The organism is Streptomyces sp. NBC_00247 (assembly GCF_036188265.1).
Lineage (GTDB): Bacteria > Actinomycetota > Actinomycetes > Streptomycetales > Streptomycetaceae > Streptomyces.
In genome coordinates, this window is the sequence record NZ_CP108093.1 from 3,385,676 (window position 1) to 3,406,403 (window position 20,728).

General features: G+C 70.6%; 16 protein-coding genes and 1 tRNA gene. 7 read left to right on the top strand and 10 right to left on the bottom strand.

Features of this window, described 5'->3' with window-relative positions:
• Positions 1-91: 91 nt before the first annotated feature.
• Positions 92-2,077, top strand: coding sequence for a Stk1 family PASTA domain-containing Ser/Thr kinase (pknB, locus tag OHT52_RS14385; RefSeq protein WP_328720545.1), 1,986 nt, complete (start codon positions 92-94; stop codon positions 2,075-2,077).
• A gap of 144 nt (positions 2,078-2,221) precedes the next feature.
• Here the strand turns inward: pknB and OHT52_RS14390 are convergent, their stop codons facing one another.
• The 5 genes from OHT52_RS14390 to OHT52_RS14410 all read right to left on the bottom strand — a co-directional run bounded on the left by OHT52_RS14390 (position 2,222) and on the right by OHT52_RS14410 (position 6,322).
• Positions 2,222-2,962: a class E sortase gene (locus tag OHT52_RS14390; protein ID WP_328720546.1), complete on the bottom strand. Its 741-nt coding sequence runs from the start codon at positions 2,960-2,962 to the stop codon at positions 2,222-2,224.
• 64 nt (positions 2,963-3,026) lie between these two features.
• On the bottom strand, positions 3,027-4,619 hold the full coding sequence (locus OHT52_RS14395) for a class E sortase (protein WP_328720547.1): 1,593 nt from the start codon (positions 4,617-4,619) through the stop codon (positions 3,027-3,029).
• Positions 4,616-5,254 (bottom strand): aminodeoxychorismate/anthranilate synthase component II, encoded by a 639-nt coding sequence (locus OHT52_RS14400; RefSeq protein WP_328720548.1) that lies wholly within the window; start codon positions 5,252-5,254, stop codon positions 4,616-4,618. The genes OHT52_RS14395 and OHT52_RS14400 overlap by 4 nt, the downstream gene beginning before the upstream one ends.
• Positions 5,251-5,436, bottom strand: coding sequence for a hypothetical protein (locus OHT52_RS14405; RefSeq protein ID WP_328720549.1), 186 nt, complete (start codon positions 5,434-5,436; stop codon positions 5,251-5,253). The genes OHT52_RS14400 and OHT52_RS14405 overlap by 4 nt, the downstream gene beginning before the upstream one ends.
• Before the next feature lie 118 nt (positions 5,437-5,554).
• Entirely contained in the window at positions 5,555-6,322 is a 768-nt protein-coding gene (locus OHT52_RS14410) for a DUF881 domain-containing protein (protein ID WP_328720550.1), read from the bottom strand.
• Between the two features lie 137 nt (positions 6,323-6,459).
• Between OHT52_RS14410 and crgA the strand changes: the two genes are divergently transcribed.
• Positions 6,460-6,714: a cell division protein CrgA gene (gene crgA, locus OHT52_RS14415; RefSeq protein WP_328720551.1), complete on the top strand. Its 255-nt coding sequence runs from the start codon at positions 6,460-6,462 to the stop codon at positions 6,712-6,714.
• Between the two features lie 404 nt (positions 6,715-7,118).
• Here crgA and OHT52_RS14420 read toward each other — a convergent pair whose 3' ends face one another.
• Both OHT52_RS14420 and OHT52_RS14425 read right to left on the bottom strand, forming a co-directional pair.
• Positions 7,119-8,024, bottom strand: a complete 906-nt coding sequence (locus OHT52_RS14420; RefSeq protein ID WP_328720552.1) for a rhomboid family intramembrane serine protease — start codon at positions 8,022-8,024, stop codon at positions 7,119-7,121.
• A 201-nt stretch (positions 8,025-8,225) separates the two neighbouring features.
• Positions 8,226-8,753 carry a peptidylprolyl isomerase gene (locus tag OHT52_RS14425; RefSeq protein ID WP_328720553.1) on the bottom strand — a complete coding sequence of 176 codons (528 nt, stop codon included), beginning with the start codon at positions 8,751-8,753 and terminating at the stop codon, positions 8,226-8,228.
• Between the two features lie 327 nt (positions 8,754-9,080).
• On the opposite strand from OHT52_RS14425, the gene OHT52_RS14430 reads away from it, so the two are divergent.
• Entirely contained in the window at positions 9,081-9,791 is a 711-nt protein-coding gene (locus tag OHT52_RS14430; protein WP_328723740.1) for a DUF5324 family protein, read from the top strand.
• Between the two features lie 318 nt (positions 9,792-10,109).
• Positions 10,110-11,420 (top strand): PP2C family protein-serine/threonine phosphatase, encoded by a 1,311-nt coding sequence (locus OHT52_RS14435; RefSeq protein WP_328720554.1) that lies wholly within the window; start codon positions 10,110-10,112, stop codon positions 11,418-11,420.
• Positions 11,421-11,505: 85 nt separating this feature from the next.
• Here OHT52_RS14435 and OHT52_RS14440 read toward each other — a convergent pair whose 3' ends face one another.
• The gene (locus tag OHT52_RS14440) at positions 11,506-12,672 is read right to left on the bottom strand and encodes an ROK family transcriptional regulator (RefSeq protein ID WP_328720555.1); all 1,167 of its coding nucleotides are present in this window, start codon (positions 12,670-12,672) and stop codon (positions 11,506-11,508) included.
• A 510-nt stretch (positions 12,673-13,182) separates the two neighbouring features.
• Between OHT52_RS14440 and OHT52_RS14445 the strand changes: the two genes are divergently transcribed.
• A complete protein-coding gene (locus OHT52_RS14445) occupies positions 13,183-16,458 on the top strand; it encodes a glycoside hydrolase family 3 protein (protein ID WP_328720556.1) in 3,276 nt (1,091 codons plus the stop codon).
• Between the two features lie 194 nt (positions 16,459-16,652).
• Here OHT52_RS14445 and OHT52_RS14450 read toward each other — a convergent pair.
• Positions 16,653-16,725, bottom strand: a tRNA-Ala gene (locus OHT52_RS14450).
• A 161-nt stretch (positions 16,726-16,886) separates the two neighbouring features.
• On the opposite strand from OHT52_RS14450, the gene OHT52_RS14455 reads away from it, so the two are divergent.
• Together OHT52_RS14455 and OHT52_RS14460 are read left to right on the top strand one after the other, a co-directional pair.
• Positions 16,887-17,435 carry a DNA-binding protein gene (locus OHT52_RS14455; protein WP_328720557.1) on the top strand — a complete coding sequence of 183 codons (549 nt, stop codon included), beginning with the start codon at positions 16,887-16,889 and terminating at the stop codon, positions 17,433-17,435.
• 201 nt (positions 17,436-17,636) lie between these two features.
• On the top strand, positions 17,637-19,022 hold the full coding sequence (locus OHT52_RS14460) for a serine/threonine-protein kinase (RefSeq protein WP_328720558.1): 1,386 nt from the start codon (positions 17,637-17,639) through the stop codon (positions 19,020-19,022).
• Between the two features lie 108 nt (positions 19,023-19,130).
• Here the strand turns inward: OHT52_RS14460 and OHT52_RS14465 are convergent, their stop codons facing one another.
• Positions 19,131-20,489, bottom strand: a complete 1,359-nt coding sequence (locus OHT52_RS14465) for a hypothetical protein (RefSeq protein ID WP_328720559.1) — start codon at positions 20,487-20,489, stop codon at positions 19,131-19,133.
• Positions 20,490-20,728: the final 239 nt, after the last annotated feature.

Genomic DNA, 20,728 nt, shown 5'->3' on the forward strand with positions numbered 1-20,728 from the left:
GTCGCGCGTGCCCGGTAGCGTATGCGCGGACAGCGCACCGCCGGACCACACACGGGTGCGGTCGGGACTGACGGAGAGGGCTGGAACAGTGATGGAAGAGCCGCGTCGCCTCGGCGGCCGGTACGAACTGGGCTCGGTGCTCGGCCGTGGTGGCATGGCCGAGGTCTACCTCGCGCACGACACCCGGCTCGGCCGCACCGTAGCCGTGAAGACACTCCGGGCCGATCTGGCCCGCGATCCGTCCTTCCAGGCCCGGTTCCGCCGTGAGGCCCAGTCTGCCGCCTCGCTCAACCACCCCGCGATCGTCGCCGTCTACGACACCGGCGAGGACTACGTGGACGGGGTCTCGATCCCGTACATCGTGATGGAGTACGTCGACGGCTCGACGCTCCGGGAGCTCCTGCACTCCGGCCGCAGACTGCTGCCCGAGCGCACCCTGGAGATGACGGTCGGCATCCTCCAGGCGCTGGAGTACTCGCACCGCGCCCAGATCGTGCACCGCGACATCAAGCCGGCCAACGTCATGCTGACGCGCACCGGCCAGGTCAAGGTCATGGACTTCGGCATCGCCCGCGCGATGGGCGACTCCGGTATGACGATGACGCAGACCGCCGCGGTCATCGGCACCGCCCAGTACCTCTCCCCGGAGCAGGCCAAGGGCGAGCAGGTCGACGCCCGCTCCGACCTGTACTCCACCGGCTGCCTGCTGTACGAGCTGCTCGCGGTCCGGCCGCCCTTCATCGGGGACTCGCCCGTCGCGGTGGCCTACCAGCACGTCCGCGAGGAACCGCAGCCGCCGAGCAACTTCGACCCCGAGATCACGCCCGAGATGGACGCGATCGTGCTGAAGGCGCTCACCAAGGACCCCGACTACCGCTACCAGTCCGCCGACGAGATGCGCGCCGACATCGAGGCCTGCCTCGACGGCCGCCCCGTCGCCGCGGCGGCCGCCATGGGTGCGGCCGGTTACGGGGGCTACGGCGGTTACGACGGCGGCTACGGTGGCGACCAGCCCACCACCGCCCTGCGCGCCGCGGACAACGGCGGCGGCCCGCAGACGTCGATGATGCCGCCGCTCAACCCCGACGACGGCGGCTACGGCTACGACGACCGCCCCGGCCGGCGGCGCCAGAAGAAGAACAACACCTCGACGATCCTCCTCGTCGTGGCGGGCGTGCTCGTGCTGATCGGAGCCATCCTGATCGGCCGCGCGGTCTTCAGCGAGAAGGAGGGGGCCGACACCGTCCCGGTGCCGAACATGGTCGGATCGACGGTCACGGAGGCCCAACGGCTCGCCACCAACTCCGATCTGGTCCTCAAGGTCGGCGAGGAGAAGCCGTGCGAGGACCAGGAGAAGGGCAAGATCTGCGACCAGGACCCGTCCGGCGGTGACATCCAGAAGAACGCGACCGTCACGGTCCACGTCTCCTCCGGTGCGCCCAAGGTCGAGGTCCCGGACGTGACCGAGAAGTCCAAGGACAACGCCCGCAAGCAGCTCGAAGAGAAGGGCTTCACCGTCAAGGTGGAGAGCGAGCAGTCCGACGCGACGCCGGGCACGGTCACCAAGCAGAGTCCGGAAGGCGGTTCCGAGGCGGAGAAGGACTCCGAGGTGACGATCACCGTCGCCGAGGAGAAGCTCATCACCATGCCGGATCTGTCGACGTCCGGCCGCACCTTCGAACAGGCGCAGGCCCAGCTGGTCGCGCTCGAGTTCACGAACGTCTCGCGGACCGATGTCGACTCGACGTCTCCGGCGGGCACCGTGGTCGGGCAGACCCCGGAGGCCAACACCCAGCAGCCCAAGGACGTCCAGATCGTGCTGAAGGTCTCCAAGGGACCGCCGCAGCCCGAGCAGGTGGCCGTCCCGAACCTGGCCGGGCAGACCCTCGGCGACGCGAAGAACCTGCTCGCCCAGAGTGGGCTGGTCCTCGGCAGCGTCGACGGCTCGTCCGACGACAACGCCCGCATCCTCAACGTCGACCCGCAGGTCGGCCAGCAGGTCGCCAAGGGCAGCGCGGTCAACGTGAAGACCGTGGGCGGCGGCGGGGACGGCCTCTTCGGCAACATGGGGCACTGACCCCCGCCACGCGCATGGGCCCGGACCACCTGAGGTGGTCCGGGCCCATGCGTATGTTCTACGGGTGGTACGCCGGAACGGCGATTACCGCGCGGCCCGAGCGATGCGGTGCGTGCGGTACCGGGCCGGGGACGCGGCGGGCGGTCAGCGCAGCTCGGCCGGGGGCGTGCGGTCGCTGTCGACCTTCTCCGTGCGCTCCAGCTCGCCCCAGACGACGTAGCGGTACTTCGAGGTGTAGACGGGCGTGCAGGTCGTCAGGGTGATGTAGTGGCCGGGCTTGGTCACTCCGGCCTCCTTCGGCACCTGCTGGAGCACGTCCACGTTGTACTTCGTGGTCTCCGGGAGCGTCTTGAAGACCTTGTAGACGTACCAGGTGTCCTTGGTCTCGAAGACGATCGCGTCACCGTCGTGCAGCTTGTCGATGTTGTGGAACTTCGCGCCGTGACCGTCCCGGTGCGCGGCGAGCGTGAAGTTCCCCGGCTCGTCCGAGGGGAGCGCGGCCGGGAGGGGATCGGTGTAGTAGCCGGCGACACCGTCGTTGAGCACCGAGGTCTCGGTGCCCTTCTTGACCAGCACCTCGCCGTTCTTCATGGCAGGCACGTGCAGGAAGCCGATGCCTCCCTCGGTGTTCAGCTCGCCCGGTCCGCCGTCCGCCGTCCAGCCGTCGCGGACGGCGTGGCTCTGCTTGTCGGCCTCGTGGTCGGCCACCACGTTGGTCCACCACAGGGAGTACGCCACGAAGAGGCCGAGCACCAGGCCCGCGGTGATGAGGAGTTCACCGAAGACGCTGACGGCCGCCGCGACCGGATGACGCCTGTCCGGCTCCGTCGCGGGAGTGGGCGCGGGTTCGTCGGCCCGCGCCTCGTACTCGGTCCTCGTCGCCACCGCAGCCGTCCCTTGTCGTGGGGTTGTCCGTCGCCGGGACGTTCCGCCCCCGAGCGCACTGCCGTCAGTCCAGGAGGGCGTCGGGCTTGCCCTTGCTCCGAGGCCGCTCGTCGACCATCTTGCCCCAGACGATCAGACGGTAGGTACTGGTGAACTCCGGCGTACACGTCGTCAGGGTGATGTACCGGCCGGGCGCCGTGAAACCGGACCCCGCGGGCACCGGGTCGATCACCGACACGTTGGACGGCGAGGTCTGCGCGAGGGTCTTCGTCATCTCGTACGTGTAGTAGGCGTCCTGGGTCTCGACCACGACCTTGTCGCCCGGCTTCAGCTTGTTGACGTAACGGAACGGCTCACCATGGGTGTTGCGGTGGCCGGCCAGCGCGAAGTTGCCCTGGGGGTCCGAGGGCATCGCGGTCTTCAGCGCACCCTCGCCGTAGTGGCCGACCATGCCCCGGTCGAGCACCTTCTCCTTGCTGGTGCCCTCCGCGACGGGCGCGACCACGTCGAGTTTCGGGATGTGGATGATCGCGAAGCCCTGGCCCGGTGCGAAGGTCCCGGGATCCCGCTCGCCCGCCGCCCACTGGTCCTGGATCTTGTGGGTCTCCTGCCCCGCGATCCGGTCGGCCCGGACGTTGGTCCACCAGAGCTGGTAGGCGACGAACAGCAGCATCAGCACACCGAGCGATATGAAGAGTTCACCGACGACCCGGCTGACGACCACGGCCGGACTGTCCTTGGCCGCGCGGGCCGCCCTGCGGGCCTCCACCCGCGACATCGGGCGGGCGGCCTCGGTACCCCCCGGTCCCGCACCCGCACCGCTCCCCCGGGAGGGGCCCGGCTGCTGCGGCGCCCTGCGGCGCCCGCCCGCCTTGGCCGCCCTGCGCCGCTCCGCCCGACCGCCCGCCGCCGGTACGCCCTCCGGAGCCCCGTCCGCACGGGCGGGGCCCACCGTCCGCAGGACGACGGTCTCGTCGTGCGGCGGGAGCTGGCCGGGGTCGTCCTCGGGCCCGTCCGGCGCGGGCAGGACGGTGGTCGCCGCCTCGTCCGGAAACGCGCCGGAGGACGACGGGGTGGAGGGGTGCCGCGTGCCGGGTGCCGCTCCGGCGGTCGGGACGCCCGGAGCGGGCGTGCCACCCGAAGCGGTCGCGGCTCCCGTGCCGGAGCCGGACGTGGTGGGGCCGGATGGACCGGACCCGGCGCCCGACGTGGTGGGGCCGGAAGCGGCCGGCTGCCGCTCCTGCCCGTACCAGTCGCGGCGGTAACCCTCGGGGTCGTACCACTCGCCGGGTTCACCGGACGGCCCGAGGCCCTCCTGCGGCCCGTACGCGGCCTGTTGGGGGTTCTCACGCCGATGGGGCCGGGCGGGCCGCTGCGGCGGCTGTGATCGCCCCGTACGGCCTCGCAGGGAGCTCTCCACCACCACGCCCTCGACCACGCGTCCCCCCGCGGGCGGACGCTCGGCCGACGGCCCGCCCGGTGCGCTCTCCACCGGCCCGTCCCCGGCGTGGCGGGCCCGGGGCGGGGCGTAGCCGCCCGGCAACGGGTCGTTCAACGGGTCCGCCAGCCGGCCCACCGCGTCCTCGAACGAACCGTCCCTCCCACGTCCGGGCGGGTACTCCTGCCCGGCGTCGTGCTCGGGACGGAGGGAGGTCACGCGACGGCCTTGCCCACCACCGGCGTGAGCCCCGCCGACCTGTCGACCGCGCCCGCGTCGCCGCACCGGACGAGCCAGTTGGCCAGCATCAGATGACCGTGCTCGGTGAGCACCGACTCGGGGTGGAACTGCACTCCCTCGACCGGCAGATCGCGGTGGCGCAGCCCCATGACGATGCCGTCGGCCGTACGCGCGGTGACCTCAAGCTCGGCGGGGAACGCGGAGGGTTCGGCGGCCAGCGAGTGGTAGCGGGTGGCGGTGAAGGGGGACGGCAGCCCCGCGAAGACGCCCTGCCCGTCGTGGATCACCGGCGAGGTCTTGCCGTGCAGCAGTTCGGGCGCCCGGTCGACGACCCCGCCGTACGCCACCGTCATCGCCTGCATGCCGAGGCAGACGCCGAAGACGGGAACGCCCGTCGACGCGCAGTGGCGCACCATGTCGATGCAGACACCGGCCTGTTCGGGAGCGCCGGGGCCGGGCGAGAGCAGGACCCCGTCGAAACCGTCCTGGGCGTGGGCGGTGGTGACCTCGTCGTTGCGGACCACCTCGCACTCCGCGCCGAGCTGGTAGAGGTACTGCACGAGGTTGAAGACGAAGCTGTCGTAGTTGTCCACGACCAGAATGCGTGCGCTCACTGCCCTGCCTCCGCTCCGGCGCTCTGGCCGTCCACCGTCACGTCACCGAACGGGAGCAGCGGCTCCGCCCAGGGGAAGACGTACTGGAAGAGTGCGTAGACGACTCCCAGGACGAGCACGAGCGAGATGATTCCCCGCACCAGCGCGTTGCCCGGCAGATGGCGCCAGATCCAGCCGTACATGCTGCCCCTCCATTCGGTTCGGGACCAGACTAAAGGGCGCCGGCCCGGACGTGGGGCAGCTGTGGAAAGCCACGGGGCGCCGGCGGAAGGCCGCCCTCCGTCCCGCTCGGGACCGCGGCTATCCGGCGGGCTGCGCGTAGTGGAGGTCGATCGGGCCCGAGTACGCCGGCAGGGTCGCGCCGTCGTCCTCGTCGAGCTTCCAGCCGAGCCCGTACGCCTTCACGTACAGCTGGTAGTTCTGCAGGGCGGTGGAGGCGTCGAGCGCCGCACGGAGCTTGTCGGGATCACCCACGGCGGTGACCTTGTACGGAGGCGAGTAGACGCGGCCCTGGAGGATCAGGGTGTTGCCCACGCAGCGGACGGCGCTGGTGGAGATGAGCCGCTGGTCCATGACCTGGATGCCCTGTGCGCCACCGTCCCAGAGCGCGTTGACCACGGCCTGCAGGTCCTGCTGGTGGATCACCAGGTCGTTGGGCTGGGGCTCCGGGTAGCCGGGGTTCGCGGTGGCGTCGGGCGGGGCGTCGTCGAGCGTCACGCTGACCGACTTCCCGGCGATCGCCGTGGTCCCGGCCGATTTCTCCAGCGCCTCGCGCCGGGTGTCCTGGGCCTCGGTGCTGCCGTCGTCGCGCTGAGCGAGCGCGTCGATCTGCGCGCGCACGGCCGCGTTCGAGTCGGTCAGCGACCCGTTCTTGTCGCTCCGCTCACCGATGAGGTCGGAGAGCTTGAGCAGGGAGGAGTCGCTGCGGATGTTGGTGCCCTTGGCCGTATTGGCACTGGTCACGAAAATGAGACCGGCGAGCGCGAAGACGGCAGCGGTGAGCACCCGGACCGGCCACTTCGAGGTGCGCCGGGCCGCCCCTTCGGGAGAGTCCGCGAGATTGCTCAACGTACCCTTATCTCATCAGGCGCCATGGAAGCACTACGCTAACGGACGCCCGGGGGAGGCAGCTTCCCCCTAGCGCCCTCGGGCGCCAGCCAAAGATCACTGCGCGGTCACGCAGCGCATCGACAGGAGCGTTCCTCGTGCCGAAGTCACGTATCCGCAAGAAGGCCGGTTTCACGCCGATCGCGGCGAACCAGGCGACCACCATCAAGCTGGGCAATCGCGGCTGGATCGCTCCGGTGATGCTGGGGCTCTTCCTCATCGGGCTGGCCTGGATCGTCCTGTTCTACGTGACCGACGGCTCGCTCCCCATCGAGGCGCTCCACAACTGGAACATCGTGGTCGGCTTCGGACTCATCGGCGGCGGCTTCGCCGTCTCCACACAGTGGAAGTAGTCCGCTGACCCGGCTCTCCCCCTGCTCCTGCCGCTTCTTCCCCGCGGCATGCGCGACAACTGCCTGACCCCGAAGGACCGCGTCACCCGAGATACCGGCGGAACCCGTGCGACAGCGGCGTCCGACCGGCCTTCCGGGTGCCCGCCCCTGCCCGCTTCCAGGTCCCGTCCGGAAGTTACCCACAGGGTTATCCACAGTCGGGGGAAAAGGTCAGACGATCTGTGGATAACCTACGCCGAAGTTGACGCCGGTGTGACTACAGCCTCCCTCATCGAGGGAGGCTGTACCGCCTTTCCGGGCCAGAAAGACCCTGTTCAGCGACAGCACGAACGCCAGTACCCACTCTCCGCTTCCTCGCAGTCCCGCTCTGTGGATAACTCTGCCTTGGGAGTGGACAGAATCTGTCAGGTGAGCGCCGCAGTTCGAGCAAGAACGATCAGGACCGACACCGCCAGCACCAGGGCACAGGCCCCGAACTGCACCAGGTTCCGCCGCGCGCGAGGCGCGTGCACCAAGGCGACGGCGATGAGCGTTCCGGCGACCAGGCCACCGAGATGGGCCTGCCACGCGACACCGGGCCGCAGGCTGAAGAGCACGTTCAACGCGAGGATGACCAAGGCCGGCCGCAGGTCGTAGTTCATCCTCCGCATGAGCACGACGGTGGCGCCCAGAAGGCCGAAGACGGCCCCGGAGGCTCCCAGGGAACCCTGGTTCTGGGCGCTCATCCAGTAGGTGACCGCGCTGCCCGCCAGCCCCGACAGCAGATACAGCGCGAGGAAGCGGAGCCGCCCGAGCGCGGCTTCCAGAGGCCCGCCCAGCCACCACAGCCCGAGCATGTTGAAGGCGATGTGCAGCAGCTCTTCGTGGAGGAAGACCGAGGTGATCAGGCGGTACCACTGCCCCTCGGCGACCCCCGTCAGGCTGCCGGGGAAGGGCTGGGAATCCCAGGCGCGCCCCACCAGCAGCAGGTCCTGGAGCAGCCACGACCTGCCGGTCAGCCACACCGCGGCGAAGACGGCCACATTGATCGCGAGCAGGATCTTCGTGACCAGCCGGGGATCGGACGCCACCGCGCCGCCGGTGAGCGTACGGGGCCGCGCGGCAGCCGGATGGTGGCCCGCACCCGCCCCGGTCCGGACGCATTCCGGGCAGTGGAAACCCACGGAGGCGCTGATCATGCACTCGGTGCAGATCGGACGCTCGCACCGGGCGCAGCGGATTCCGGTACCGCGGTCCGGATGGCGGTAGCAGAACCGCGTCGCCCCGCCCTCTTCGGACGGGTCGCGGTCTGCCGGCGGCTGCTGGTCCATCGGTACCGACCTCTCGGTCCGTCACTGCCAGTCCTGGTCCGCCATGTAACCGTACGGGCCATCGGTCCGACGGTTCCCCGCGCGGAAACCCACCAGGGGACTGACAGGCGATCGGAAGGTCTGCGGTCCCCGGCCGGCGGGCCATCGCTCGGCGGCCCGCGGTCCGGCTGTCCACCGCTCAGCCGCCCGCGGTCCGGCACCTCACCGGTGCTCGATCAGGATCGATTCCAGCACGACGTCCTGAATCGGCCGGTTGGTCCGCGGGTTCGCCGGAAGCGACGCGATCGCGTCCACGACCTTGCGGCCCGCCGCGCCGGGGACCTCACCGAAGATCGTGTGCTTGCCCGTCAGCCACGCCGTGGTGGAGACGGTCACGAAGAACTGCGAACCGTTCGTCCCCGGTCCGGCATTGGCCATGGCGAGCAGGTAGGGCCGGGTGAACGCGAGATCGGGATGGAACTCGTCCGGGAACTCGTACCCCGGCCCCCCGGTGCCGTTTCCCAGCGGATCGCCTCCCTGGATCATGAAGTTCTCCAGCACCCGGTGGAAGACCGTCCCGTCGTAGAGCCGGCCGGCGGACCGGGCGCCCGTCGCCGGGTGAGTCCACTCCCGGGCACCGGTGGCGAGGTCGACGAAGTTCCGGACCGTCCTGGGGGCGTGGTTCGGCAGAAGCCGGATCTCGATGTCGCCCTGGCTCGTCCTCAGGGTGGCGTACAGCTGCTCGGCCACGGTCTGCCTTCCATCGATCCTCGGTCCGCGCGGTGAAACTCCCCGATCCTCGCACGGCGGACTCCCCCTGCGCGGCGGCTGCGGACCGCACTTCTCCCCGTGCCCCGTCCGGGCGCTTCACCAGGACACACCCTGCGGGCAGGCGCCCGTACGGCGCGCCTCCACCCGAACCGTGGCATCGTCGTCCACGCACTCCATGATTCGGATTGACCGATTTGTCCCATGACCCGGATGCCCGTCCCGCATGCCGCGCAGAACCCCCGCAGGCATGATTTCGGCATGGGCGGACAGGCGGAGTACCTACCCGCCACCAAGGAGGAGGATCCCGTGACCCGCATCGACAGCGTGCGCGCCGCAACCGACTCGGCGAAGGAAAGCGCGCAGCACGCCGCGGAAGTGGTGGCGCCTTACGCCGACACAGCCAAGATCCAGGCCGCTCACTACGCCAACGAGGCACGTGTGCGCCTCGCACCCAAGGTGTCGGCTGCGGCGCAGCAGGCCCGCGTGCAGTACGTCGCGCATGTCGCGCCGCGCATCGACCAGGCTCTCGCCCACGTACCCCCGAAGGTCGACGACGTTGCGCGGGGCGCCGCCGTACGGACCCGCAAGGTGGCCAAGAACGCGGCCGGCTACACGGTGCCCCGCTTCGAGTACGCGGTGGCCGCGGCCACCCCGGTCGCCGAGGAGGCCCAGGTACGCAGCGCCGCGGCTCTGGCCGCGCTGCGCGGTCAGGTGACCGCCAAGGACATCAACCGGCTCGCGAGGAAGAACGCGCGTCGGGCGAAGACCGGCCGGTTCGTCAAGGGATTCCTCGTCCTCTCGCTGGTCGCCGGTGGCGCCTGCGCCGCTTGGCGCTGGTGGGACCGGCAGGCCAACCCCGACTGGCTGGTGGAGCCGTCGGAGCCCACCGCGGTCCGTGACGGCCAGTCGCCCCTGACCTCGGTCGACGGCACCGACCTGGACCCCGAGGTCAGGGCGAAGCAGGCGGAAGCCGAAGCAGGCGACCCGAACGGGAAGAACCGCGACGACCGCCCCTGAGCCGTCCGGCCGGATCCTCCGTGCCGTCCCATGTTTCACGTGAAACGGCGCACCTACCTGATCGGCATCGCTCCACCGTTTCCGCCTCGTCGAGGGGCGTCGGACGACCACAGAGAGTCGTCCGACGCCCCTTAGTCGTATCCGGAATCCGCCCCCGTGATCCGTCCCGGGAACACCTCTCCGCTCCGCCCCGAGTGTGCGGCCGGGACGGCCGACGACCCGCCCGAACGCGCGGATGCGTGGCGTCGCAGACCGTGATTCGCTGGCCACGTGCCCTCCCGCTCTTCTGCGCACGCCTCCCCGCCGGGGTCCGATCCGGTGCCCGTTCCCCATGGAAGCGGGCTCTTCCGTCGGCAGCCTCGGCTGGACAGGGCGCTGCTGGTGATCCTCGGCCGGCCCCGCCGCCGACTCGGCTGGCTGCTGCCGCTCACGCTGCTCGTGGTCGTCTGCTTCGCCGACTGGAACACCTCGGGCGACTTCCGGGTGCTGTCCTGGCTCGTGGTGGTCCCGGTCGTGGCCGCCGCCCTCTGCCCGGTGGGCACCACCGCACTGTTCGCGGTCGCCGCGGTGGTGGCGTACCGCGGGATCGACCAGGCGTGGGAGCACGAGTACCGCGCGGGACTGCCCGACTTCATCCTCGTCACCATGGGCGGGCTGCTCGCCGTCGCGGCCGCGTGGCTGCGCCGCCGGGGGGAACGCCGGGCGCTCTCCGTCCGGAACGTCGCGGACACCACACGGGCAACCGTGATCCGGCCGCTCCCGCCCAGTTGGGGCGGGCTGCTCCATGCGCACATCTACCTGCCCGCCGACGCGGAAGCCAGGCTCGGCGGCGACTTCTACGACATCCAGCCGAGCCCTTGGGGAACCCGCGCACTGCTGGGTGACGTACAGGGCAAGGGACTCGGAGCCGTGGCGGTGGCCGCCAACCTGCTGGGCACCTTCCGCGAGGCGGGCTTCCACCAACCGGATCTGCAGGTGGTGGCCGAGCGCATGGAGATCAGGATGGAGCGCAACCGGCTGTACGAGCGGGCGATGGGCTACAAGGACGGCGACCGGTTCGCCACCGCCGTGCTGCTGGACTTCCCGCCGCCAGGTTCGGCCGACAGATACGTCGACGTCATCAACTTCGGGCACGATCCGCCCTTCGCGGTCAGCGCGCGGGGGGTACGCCGACTGGACGCGGGCAGTAGCAGGCTTCCGCTCGGCCTCAACGAGCTGGTCCCGTTGCCGGACCGGCCCTCGGGGCCGCACCGGGTGCGCATCGCGGAGGACGAGACGCTGCTGCTCACCACGGACGGGGTGACCGAGGCCCGTGACCGGGCGGGCGACTTCTTCCCGCTGGCCGAGGCGCTGGAGGTGGCCGTGGCCCAGGAGCCGCATCTCGCCGACTCGCCGTACCGACTGGTCAGGGCGGTGCGGGACAGGATGCTGCAGCACGTCTACGGACGGCTCCAGGACGACACCACGATCTTCGCCGTCAGGCTCGCGTCTCCGTCCTCGGAACCGGTCGAGCCGATGCTCTCGTTCACCCGGTGGACGGAGACGTCCTCGACCACCACCGCCCTGCCCGGCCGGAAGGACTCCGCTGCCCTGCCCCGCCGCGAGGACTCGGTCGAACCGCCCCGCTGACTCGCCCCGCCGACACGGCCCCCACCGCGGTGCGCGGCACACGCGCTGAAGCCCGGTACGAGCAGCTCAATGCGGTACGGGCAGCTCAGTGCGGTACGAGCGTCGTGGCGAGCCGGAGTGCTCCCAGCAGCTCGGCGCGGGTGCCGAGCCCGGCGGGGAGGATGACCAACCCCGCCGCTATGGCCGGCTGGGCGTGCTGGCGCACCGCGGTGGCGACGCCTGCGACGAACGCCCCGGTGGAGGTGGTACCCAGCTCCCCGCCCACGATCAGGGCGGAGGGGTTGAGGAGGTTGCAGAACGAGGCGAGGACACCGCCGAGCGTCCGTCCCGCACCGTCCAGAATGCGCTCGGTGACAGGGTCGTCCACCTGAGGGAGGAAGCGCGGACCGGACACCACTCCGGGGTGGGTGTGGGCGATCTGCGCCGCGAGGGCGGAGACCGACACCACGGTCTCCAGGCAGCCCCGATTGCCGCAGCGGCACATCTCGGTGTGTCCCGGCAGCTGGGTGTGCCCGATCTCGCCCGCGTACCCCAGCGCCCCCCGGTACGGCAGTCCGCCGACGACGATCCCCGCGCCGATACCGTGCGAGACCTTGACGTAGAGAAAGTCGGTGTAGCGACGGCCGACTCCGAGGTGCAGTTCGCCGTACGCGCCGAGCAGCGCGTCGTTCTCCGCGTGCACGGGCACGCCGAGGCGTTGTTCGAGCTCCTTGCGGGGAGCGAGCCCCACCCAGCTCGACAGGATGGTGGGGGAGCGGACGAGCCCCGACGCGGTGTCGAGCGGGCCGGGCACTCCGGCGACGACGGCACCGAGCCGGTCGACCCCGAGCGATCCACGCAGGCCGCCGAGCAGACCCACCGCACGGTCGATGGCCTCGACGGCCCGCAGATCGACGTCGAGTTCCACCCGTTCCTCGGCGACGGGGCGGCCGAGGGAGTCGCCCAGGGCCACGTTGATGTGGTTGTGGCCGAAGTCGATGGCAGCCACGGGGGCGCCCCCGTCCCGGGGGACGACCCGGAGCACCGCTGCGGGCCGGCCGCTGCCGGACCCCGGTCCACCGCCCTCCGCCTGTGTCTCGGTGACGCGTTCGTCGGCGAGCAGCCTGGTCACGGCGTGGTTGACGGTGCTCCGGGAGAGTCCGCTGAGTTCGACGATCCGCGCACGGGTCAGATGGCCCGCCGACTGGATGTGCAGGAAGACGTCCTCGCGGGTCCGGTCGCGGGGCGAGGAGCCTGCTGGCGTCTGAGGCATGCGCAGATCCTATGGTCATGCCGCCCGTCGGCGGCGGGTGTGCGACGACCCCCGTTCACCCTCAAGTACCGCCGCCCGTAACCCGATAGCCCTCCACGGAAGCCCGCGGAAGTCGTCCGGTGGACCTGTTTCCGCCAACCTGTGAACCGAGTTCGGGAGCATTGACGGTGCTCGGGGCGCCCGGCGGTCCCGTTCCTCCGGTGCCTCCGGAACCGGTTCCGAGCCCGGTTTACTCTCAACAACCCTCCTGACGTGCCCTTATAGCAGACGGACCGTCCAGTGTCACGGTGTCCGAACGACGGGAACCCCCATCAACCATTCGACCAATCAAAGGTCGAAAACCTCGCGAAACTCATCATGTTTTTGCCATTGACCACAGAAAAAGTCGCTCTTAGGGTCAGCTCAGCTCACGCCGAGCGGACGATCCTTCCGCAGACCTCCGGGCAGGAGGTTTGCCCGTCCGGCGTGAACCTCCTATCTGGACATTGCGGTTGAGAGAGGACTACTGACATGCACACCACACGTCTCCCCAGAGGTGCGCGCCGCGGCCGGGCCATCGCGATCGCCGCCGCCACCGCGGTCGTCGCCGGCATCGTCTTCACCGGAGTTCCCGCGGCCACCGCGGCCACCTCCGACCCCAACCCGGCGGCGCTGGAGCTGAAGAACGCGGCGCTGTCGCGGGAAGCCGCCACCCAGGGCATGGTCCTCCTCGAAAACCACGACCACGCGCTCCCGATCGCCAAGAAGGGCAATGTCGCGCTCTTCGGTGTCGGCGCCTACAAGACCGTCAAGGGCGGTACGGGCTCGGGCAACGTCAACAACCGGTACACGATCTCCGCCCGGCAGGGCCTGACCGACGCCGGCTACAAGATCACCACCAGTGACGCCTACTGGTCCGCGATGACCCAGGCGTACGACACCAAGTACCCCGCGAGCGCGACGGGCAGCGTCTTCGGAGCCAATGTCGACTACTCCTCCGTCGAGCAGCCGCTGACCGCCGCCAACGTGGCGCCCTCGGCCGCCACCGACACCGCGGTCTTCGTCGTGGCGCGGAACTCCGGCGAAGGCTCCGACCGCACCTCCGGCAAGGGCGACTACCAGCTCACCGACGTCGAGCGCGCCAACCTGAAGCTACTCGGCCAGACGTACAAGCGCGTCGTCGTGGTGCTCAACACCGGTGGCATCGTCGACACGTCGTTCTTCCAGGAGATCAACAGCGAGGTCGAGAACGCTCCCGGCGGACAGGCGCTCGACGCGCTGCTGCTGTTGAGCCAGGCCGGCCAGGAGAGCGGCGCCGCCCTCGCCGAGGTGCTCAACGGCACCGTCACCCCCTCGGGCAAGCTCACCGACACCTGGGCCTCGCAGTACTCGTACTACCCGGCGTCCGCCACGTTCGGCAAGAACGACAACGACCCGCTGACGGAGCAGTACACCGAGGGCATCTACGTCGGCTACCGCTACTTCGACTCGCTCTACAAGAAGCTCAACCCCGCCGACCCGTCGAGCGTCGTCAACTACGAGTTCGGCTACGGCCAGTCGTACACCGACTTCGACATCAAGGCGCAGCAGGTCAAGGCCGACGCCAAGACCGTGAAGGTCACCGCCAAGGTCACCAACACCGGCCGCACCTACTCCGGCAAGGAGGTCGTCCAGGTCTACGTCTCGGCCCCGCAGACCGGGCTCGACAAGGCCTACCAGCAGCTCACCGGCTACGCGAAGACCGACAACCTCGCCCCGGGCCAGTCCCAGACGGTGACGATCAGCTTCGACACCACCTCGCTCGCCGCCTACGACGAGTCCCGCGCCGCCTACGTCCTGGACGCCGGCGACTACGTGGTGCGCGTCGGCAACTCCTCCCGGAACACGCACGTCGCGGCGCGCCTCAACCTCGCGAAGTCCGTCGTCACCGAGCAGGACCACACCGAGCTGGCCGACCAGAAGCCCGCCACCGAGCTCACCAGCTCCACCAAGGACTTCTTCACCTACCCGGGTGAGCAGGCCGAGATCGCGCGAGCCGGCCGGATCAAGCTGAACCCGTCCTCGTTCCGTACGGAGAAGAAGGCGTCGCCGTACCAGCAGAACGTCCCGGTCGACTCCTCGTCCCCGTACTACGCCCTCGACGGCGACAAGATCTCTTCCACCACGGTCTACCTCGACCCGAAGCAGAAGAACTGGGAGGGCACCGGCTCGGCGTACGCCCCGAAGACCGGTGAGCAGGTCAAGCACGTGTCCACGAACACGGCGACCACCCTGTACGACGTCGCCAAGGGCAAGGCGACCATGGAGCAGTTCGTCGCCGGCCTGAGCGTCTCCCAGCTCGCCGACATCGTCGAGGGCTCCAGCGCCGCGGGCACCACGCTCACCGCCAAGGGCGCCGCCGGTTACACCACGCCGAACTACGAGAAGCTCGGCATCCCGGGCATGGCGCTCTCGGACGGCCCCGCCGGCCTCCGCCTCACCCAGCAGATCGGCACCGGCTCCACCGCCACCTACCAGTTCGGCACCGCCTGGCCGGTCGGCACCCTGCTCGCACAGACCTGGGACCGCGACCTGGTCGCCGAGGTCGGTACGGCCGTCGGTGAGGAGATGCAGGAGTACGGTGTCCAGCTCTGGCTCGCGCCGGGCATGAACATCCACCGCGACCCGCTCAACGGCCGCAACTTCGAGTACTACTCGGAGGACCCGCTCGTCTCCGGCCTGACCGCCGCGGCCACCACCGAGGGCGTGCAGTCCATCCCCGGCGTCGGTGTGACGATCAAGCACTTCGCGGAGAACTCGCAGGAGACCAACCGCACCACCAGCAACTCGGTGATCGGTGAGCGCACGCTGCGCGAGATCGAGCTCAAGGGCTTCGAGATCGCGGTCAAGGCCGCCCAGCCGATGTCCGTGATGAGCTCGTACAACAAGATCAACGGCACGTGGACCGCGAGCAACTACGACCTGCTCACCGACCTGCTGCGCGGCGAGTGGGGCTACAAGGGCACGGTCATGTCGGACTGGGGCGGCAGCCACGGCTCGCTGACCTCGATGTACGCCGGCAACGACCTCATCGAGCCCGGTGGCAACCCGGCCGAGGTCATCAACGCCATCAAGCAGGTGGCGCCGACCACCGACGTCACGGGCCTGCCCGTGTACAACAGGACCGTCACCACCACCCGCACCTCCTACACCTGGCAGTTCGGCGGCTTCACCCCGTCGGCCACCGGTGGCACGACCCTGAACACGACCGTCGACAGCAAGACGGACCTGACGAAGACCCCGCTGTCCGGCGAGACCGTCCGGGACGCGTACAACAACCAGGTGTTCACCCCGAACGCGAAGTTCACCTCGGTCGACGCCGCGTACAAGGCGGTCGCCGCACTGCTCGACCCGAGCGCCGCCGGCCTGACCGCCGCCCAGAAGGCCGGCATCAGTCTCACCGCCGTCCAGCACGCCACGGCCGGCGACGACACCAGCCCCGTGGTCGCCTACACCGTCGCGATCAAGGGCGACTACCCCGCGCAGGGCTACCCGCTGCGCCTCGGCGACCTCCAGCGCAGCGCGATCCGCGTCCTCACCACCGCCTCGCAGAGCTCGGCGTTCGAGGAGCTCGCCGGCCTGAACGGCGTGAAGGGCATCAAGGTCGGCCCCTACACCTCGCAGTTCAAGAACCTGGAACCCGCGGTCACCGCGACGCTGAGCAAGGTCTCCAGGGAGTCCGGCAGCGAGCACGGCTCCGACAACAAGGGGCACGATTCGGACAACCACAGCCACGGTTCGGACAACAAGGGCCACTCGGGACACTGATCCCCCGGGAGGCGGCACCCCGTCGGGTGCCGCCTCCCACCAGGCATCTCCGGAGCGCCCCGACCCGCTTCCCCTCGGGTCGGGGCGCTCCGGCGTCACAGCACCCGGCACCCGCAGATCGAGCCCCACAGAGACGGAAAAGACCCCTCCGCACTGCTTTCCGCAGTTCGGAGGGGTCCTGGTGTCTCGATACGTGGAGCCTAGGAGATTCGAACTCCTGACATCTGCCTTGCAAAGGCAGCGCTCTACCAACTGAGCTAAGGCCCCGGACAACGAATGCCGCCGTCCACGATCCGTACGTGGGGCGCCCGTCGCAGACCAGAGTACCGGGTCCCGGCGGGTTTCCCGCAAAGAGATGGGGACTCCCGGGGGACGACCACTCTCCGTAAGATGTCCGACTAGGTTCGCAGCAGCGAAGGGGAGGCGTGATGGACGCAGCGCAGCAAGAGGCAACCGCAAGAGCGAGAGAACTCCAGCGCAGTTGGTACGGGGAGCCGCTCGGCGCACTCTTCCGCCGCCTGATCGATGATCTTGGCCTGAACCAGGCCCGGCTCGCGGCCGTACTCGGGCTGTCCGCACCCATGCTCTCCCAGCTGATGAGCGGCCAGCGGGCCAAAATCGGCAACCCCGCGGTGGTCCAGCGCGTCCAGGCGCTCCAGGAACTCGCGGTCCAGGTCGCGGACGGCAGCGTCAGCGCGGGCGAGGCCACCGACCGGATGGACCAGGTCAAGAAGTCCCAAGGAGGATCGGTTCTGTCCACCACCGGCCAGACCACGACCACCGGCGGAGCACCCACCGTGCGCCGGGTCGTCCGCGAGATCCAGTCGCTGCTGCGGTCGGTCTCGGCGGCGGGCGACATCATCGACGCGGCGGACTCCCTCGCCCCGACCCACCCCGAACTGGCAGAGTTCCTCCGGGTGTACGGCGCGGGCCGCACCGCGGACGCCGTCGCGCACTACGAGGGACACCAGAACTGAGGGTTCGGACCGGGCCGGACCGGGCGGCGTCACGCCGGCCGGGCCGGACGATCCGCGGGCGGGCGGGCAGGTAGCGACACCAGGACCGGCCGCACGCCGCGCATCGGTGCCGGGGCTCACGCGACACCCTGGCAGCCGGTCGCAACCGGAGTTCAGGCATCCGGCACCATCCGGCACAGGACGGGGAGCGGACACAGCGCAATGGGTGAGGTATTCGCCGGCCGGTACGAACTGGTCGATCCGATCGGACGCGGCGGCGTGGGCGCCGTCTGGCGCGCGTGGGACCACCGGCGCCGCAGGTACGTCGCGGCCAAGGTGCTCCAGCAGAGCGACGCGCACACACTCCTGCGTTTCGTGCGCGAGCAGGCACTGCGCATCGAGCATCCCCATGTGCTCGCACCCGCCAGCTGGGCGGCCGACGACGACAAGGTCCTCTTCACCATGGACCTGGTCAGCGGCGGCTCCCTGGCCCATGTCATAGGCGATTACGGCGCGTTGCCGCCGCGCTTCGTCTGCCTTCTGCTCGACCAGTTGCTCTCGGGGCTGTCGACCGTGCACGCCGAAGGCGTGGTGCACCGCGACATCAAACCGGCCAACATCCTGATGGAGGCGACTGGTTCGGGACGTCCGCACCTTCGGCTGTCGGACTTCGGCATCTCGATGCGCAAGGGTGAACCCCGGCTGACCGAGACCAACTACGTGGTGGGCACACCGGGTTACTTCGCTCCGGAACAGATGATGGGCGCCGAGCCCGACTTCCCCGCCGATCTCTTCGCGGTGGGGCTCGTCGCGCTCTACCTCCTGCACGGCCGCAAGCCGGACTCCCGGGCGATCATCGAGCACTTCGTCGCCCACGGCACCCCCGGCGCCCCTCAGGGGGTGCCGGAGCCCCTCTGGCAGGTGCTCGCCGGACTGCTCCAACCCGACCCGCAGGCCCGTTTCCGCACCGCGACCGGTGCGCGCAAGGCGCTGGCCGCGGCCGTGGAGATGCTGCCCGAGTCCCCGGCGGCGGAGGAGCCGGTGGAGGTGTTCGATCAGATCGGGCCACTGCCGGAAGGCTTCGGCCCCGAGGGCCCGCTCAACAGCCCGTTCGGCGGCTCGCCCGGGGGGATTCCAGGCAACCAGCCCAGCGCCCCGCAGGCGGGGCACCAGGGGCCCGGTGGCGCCGCCCCGGCCCCCGGCGGCGGTCAACTCCCGCACCAGGCGGCTCCGGTGTCCCACCAGCCCGGCCCGCCGGCTCCGGCCCCCGCGCCGGCCACCTCGCCCATGCCGTCCATGTCGGAGACCGGCAGCTTCCATCTGGCCCCGCCGCCCGCCCCGGCGTCGTGGCCCACCGGCCCCGCGCCCTCCTCGGCCACCGCCGCGACGGCCCCGGGGCACCCCGGACCGGCCCCGACGCGCGGCTACACCGCACCCCAGGGCCACCCGGCCGGCGCGGCACCGGCGGCACCCGCCGCCCAGCCGCTCCCCACCGGCCCACGGGCCCGTTCGGCACGGCCGGGCCCCTCCCCGCGGGTGGCCGTCCCGGTCCTGCTGGTCGCGCTGGTCTGCTTCGCCGTCGGTATCTGGGCGCTCACCCAGGCCTGACCGCGGCCGGTCCACCACCGGGCGGCCGGTGCCGCACGGCACGGCACCGCACGGCACCGCACGGCAGCGGCGAGGCACCGGCGCGGAGGTCGCCGGACCGGCGGGCCGCTACCAGGCCTGCGGCGGCCCTCCGTACGGCGAGGGCCGCCCGGTCGTCCCGTCGGCGGCCACCGGCGCTCCCGCCCCCTGCCGGCGGCGGGCCAGCAGCGTCCAGACGCCGAGCCCCAGCACCAGCACCGTCCCCGCGCCGATCCCGGCCACACCGACCAGCCGCATGGTCGCGCTCTTCGCGGCCTGCGGCCCGCTCTGGCCGCTGCGTGCCATGTCCCGGTCGCCGTCGCTGACACCGAAGATCCCGGCGTCACCCGCGTACGGAGACGCCTGCGCCTCGTTCTTCACCTGGACCGTGAGGGTCAGCTTGATCGGACCGGCGCCGTACTCCTTCGCCACCTTGGGGCTCAGGCCCACCGACACGTAGTACCAGCCGGCGAAACGCATGCCGGAGACGCCGGTCGCCGAGGCGTAGCGATTGCTCCAGCCGACCGGGGGAAGCGGGTCGAGGGAGACGGAAGCGGGCCTTCCGGAGTACGAGAGGACTTCCCCTTCCACGTGTCCGCGCGCGGGGTTCGCCAGCGCGAGCGAGAGCGCGTTGCCGAGGAAGGTGGTCGAGGCGTTGTCGTTGCTCAGCTCGGCGGTGACGTAGAGCTGCTGCCCCCAGTCCACCGGAACCCGGTAGAAGCGGGTCTGGCCGGGCGAGACGGTGTCCTTCCACTCGCCCGGCTCCAGACCGGTCGCGTCGTTGAAACCGGTGCCGCCGGCCCGGTCGGCGCGGGGGGCCGAAGTGGGCAGCGGTGCGGGCGGTGCCGAGGCGAACTCCGAAGGCGCAGTGGTCGGTTGGGAGCCGGCCGCCTTCAGCGCGGGCTCGACGTCGTGGCGGATCTCCAGGTCCCACTCCTCGGGGGAGGAGGTCTGCTTGCTCTTCCGCTCGATCAGGACGTCGTACGCCCCCGCCTCCTGGCAGTACGAACTCCCCTCCTTGACGGTGCGGACCGCGTACGCGGAGATCGGGCGCGCGAACTCCGCCGAACCGACGAGGGCGTCCCCCGAACCGCACTGCGAGTCGTTGCGATCACGGATGGACACGGTGATCCCGTCGCCGTAGGCGACCTCGGCCTCCGGAGACCTGGGCACCACGACCGCCGAGACGTACGCGTCCGAGGCGGCGTCCAGGTTCACCCGGTAATAGAGCTTCTCCCCGGGCTTGATCGAACTGCGGTAGACCGAACCGGCGTCCAGCACCGAGGCGTCGGCGTTGGCCACCTTCCCGGTCACCCGCTCCGCGCCCGGATCGAAGGCGTACGGAGCCGGGTCGGCCGCGTACGCGGGCCCGGTCAGGGCCAGTACCGCACACATCGCGGCGACGGCCCCCGACGCCGCCCGGACGCCCCTGCCGATCTGCCTCTTCACGCGCTCCCCCTCGTCGTCCCGGCGACCGCCCGGCGCCCCGGCCGTCCCCCGCACGCATCCCGCGGCGACGCCACCGGAGCGCTCGCCACTGCGGCGGCCTCGATGCGCGTCCATCCTGCCCCGGGGGCCCCTCCGCTGTCTGCGACCACGGCGGATCAGTGCCGTTTCCGGACGGCGGGCCGATGGGCCGACGGGCCGGGAGACCTGCGAGGAAGCGCCGGGAACGGGCCCCGGACAGC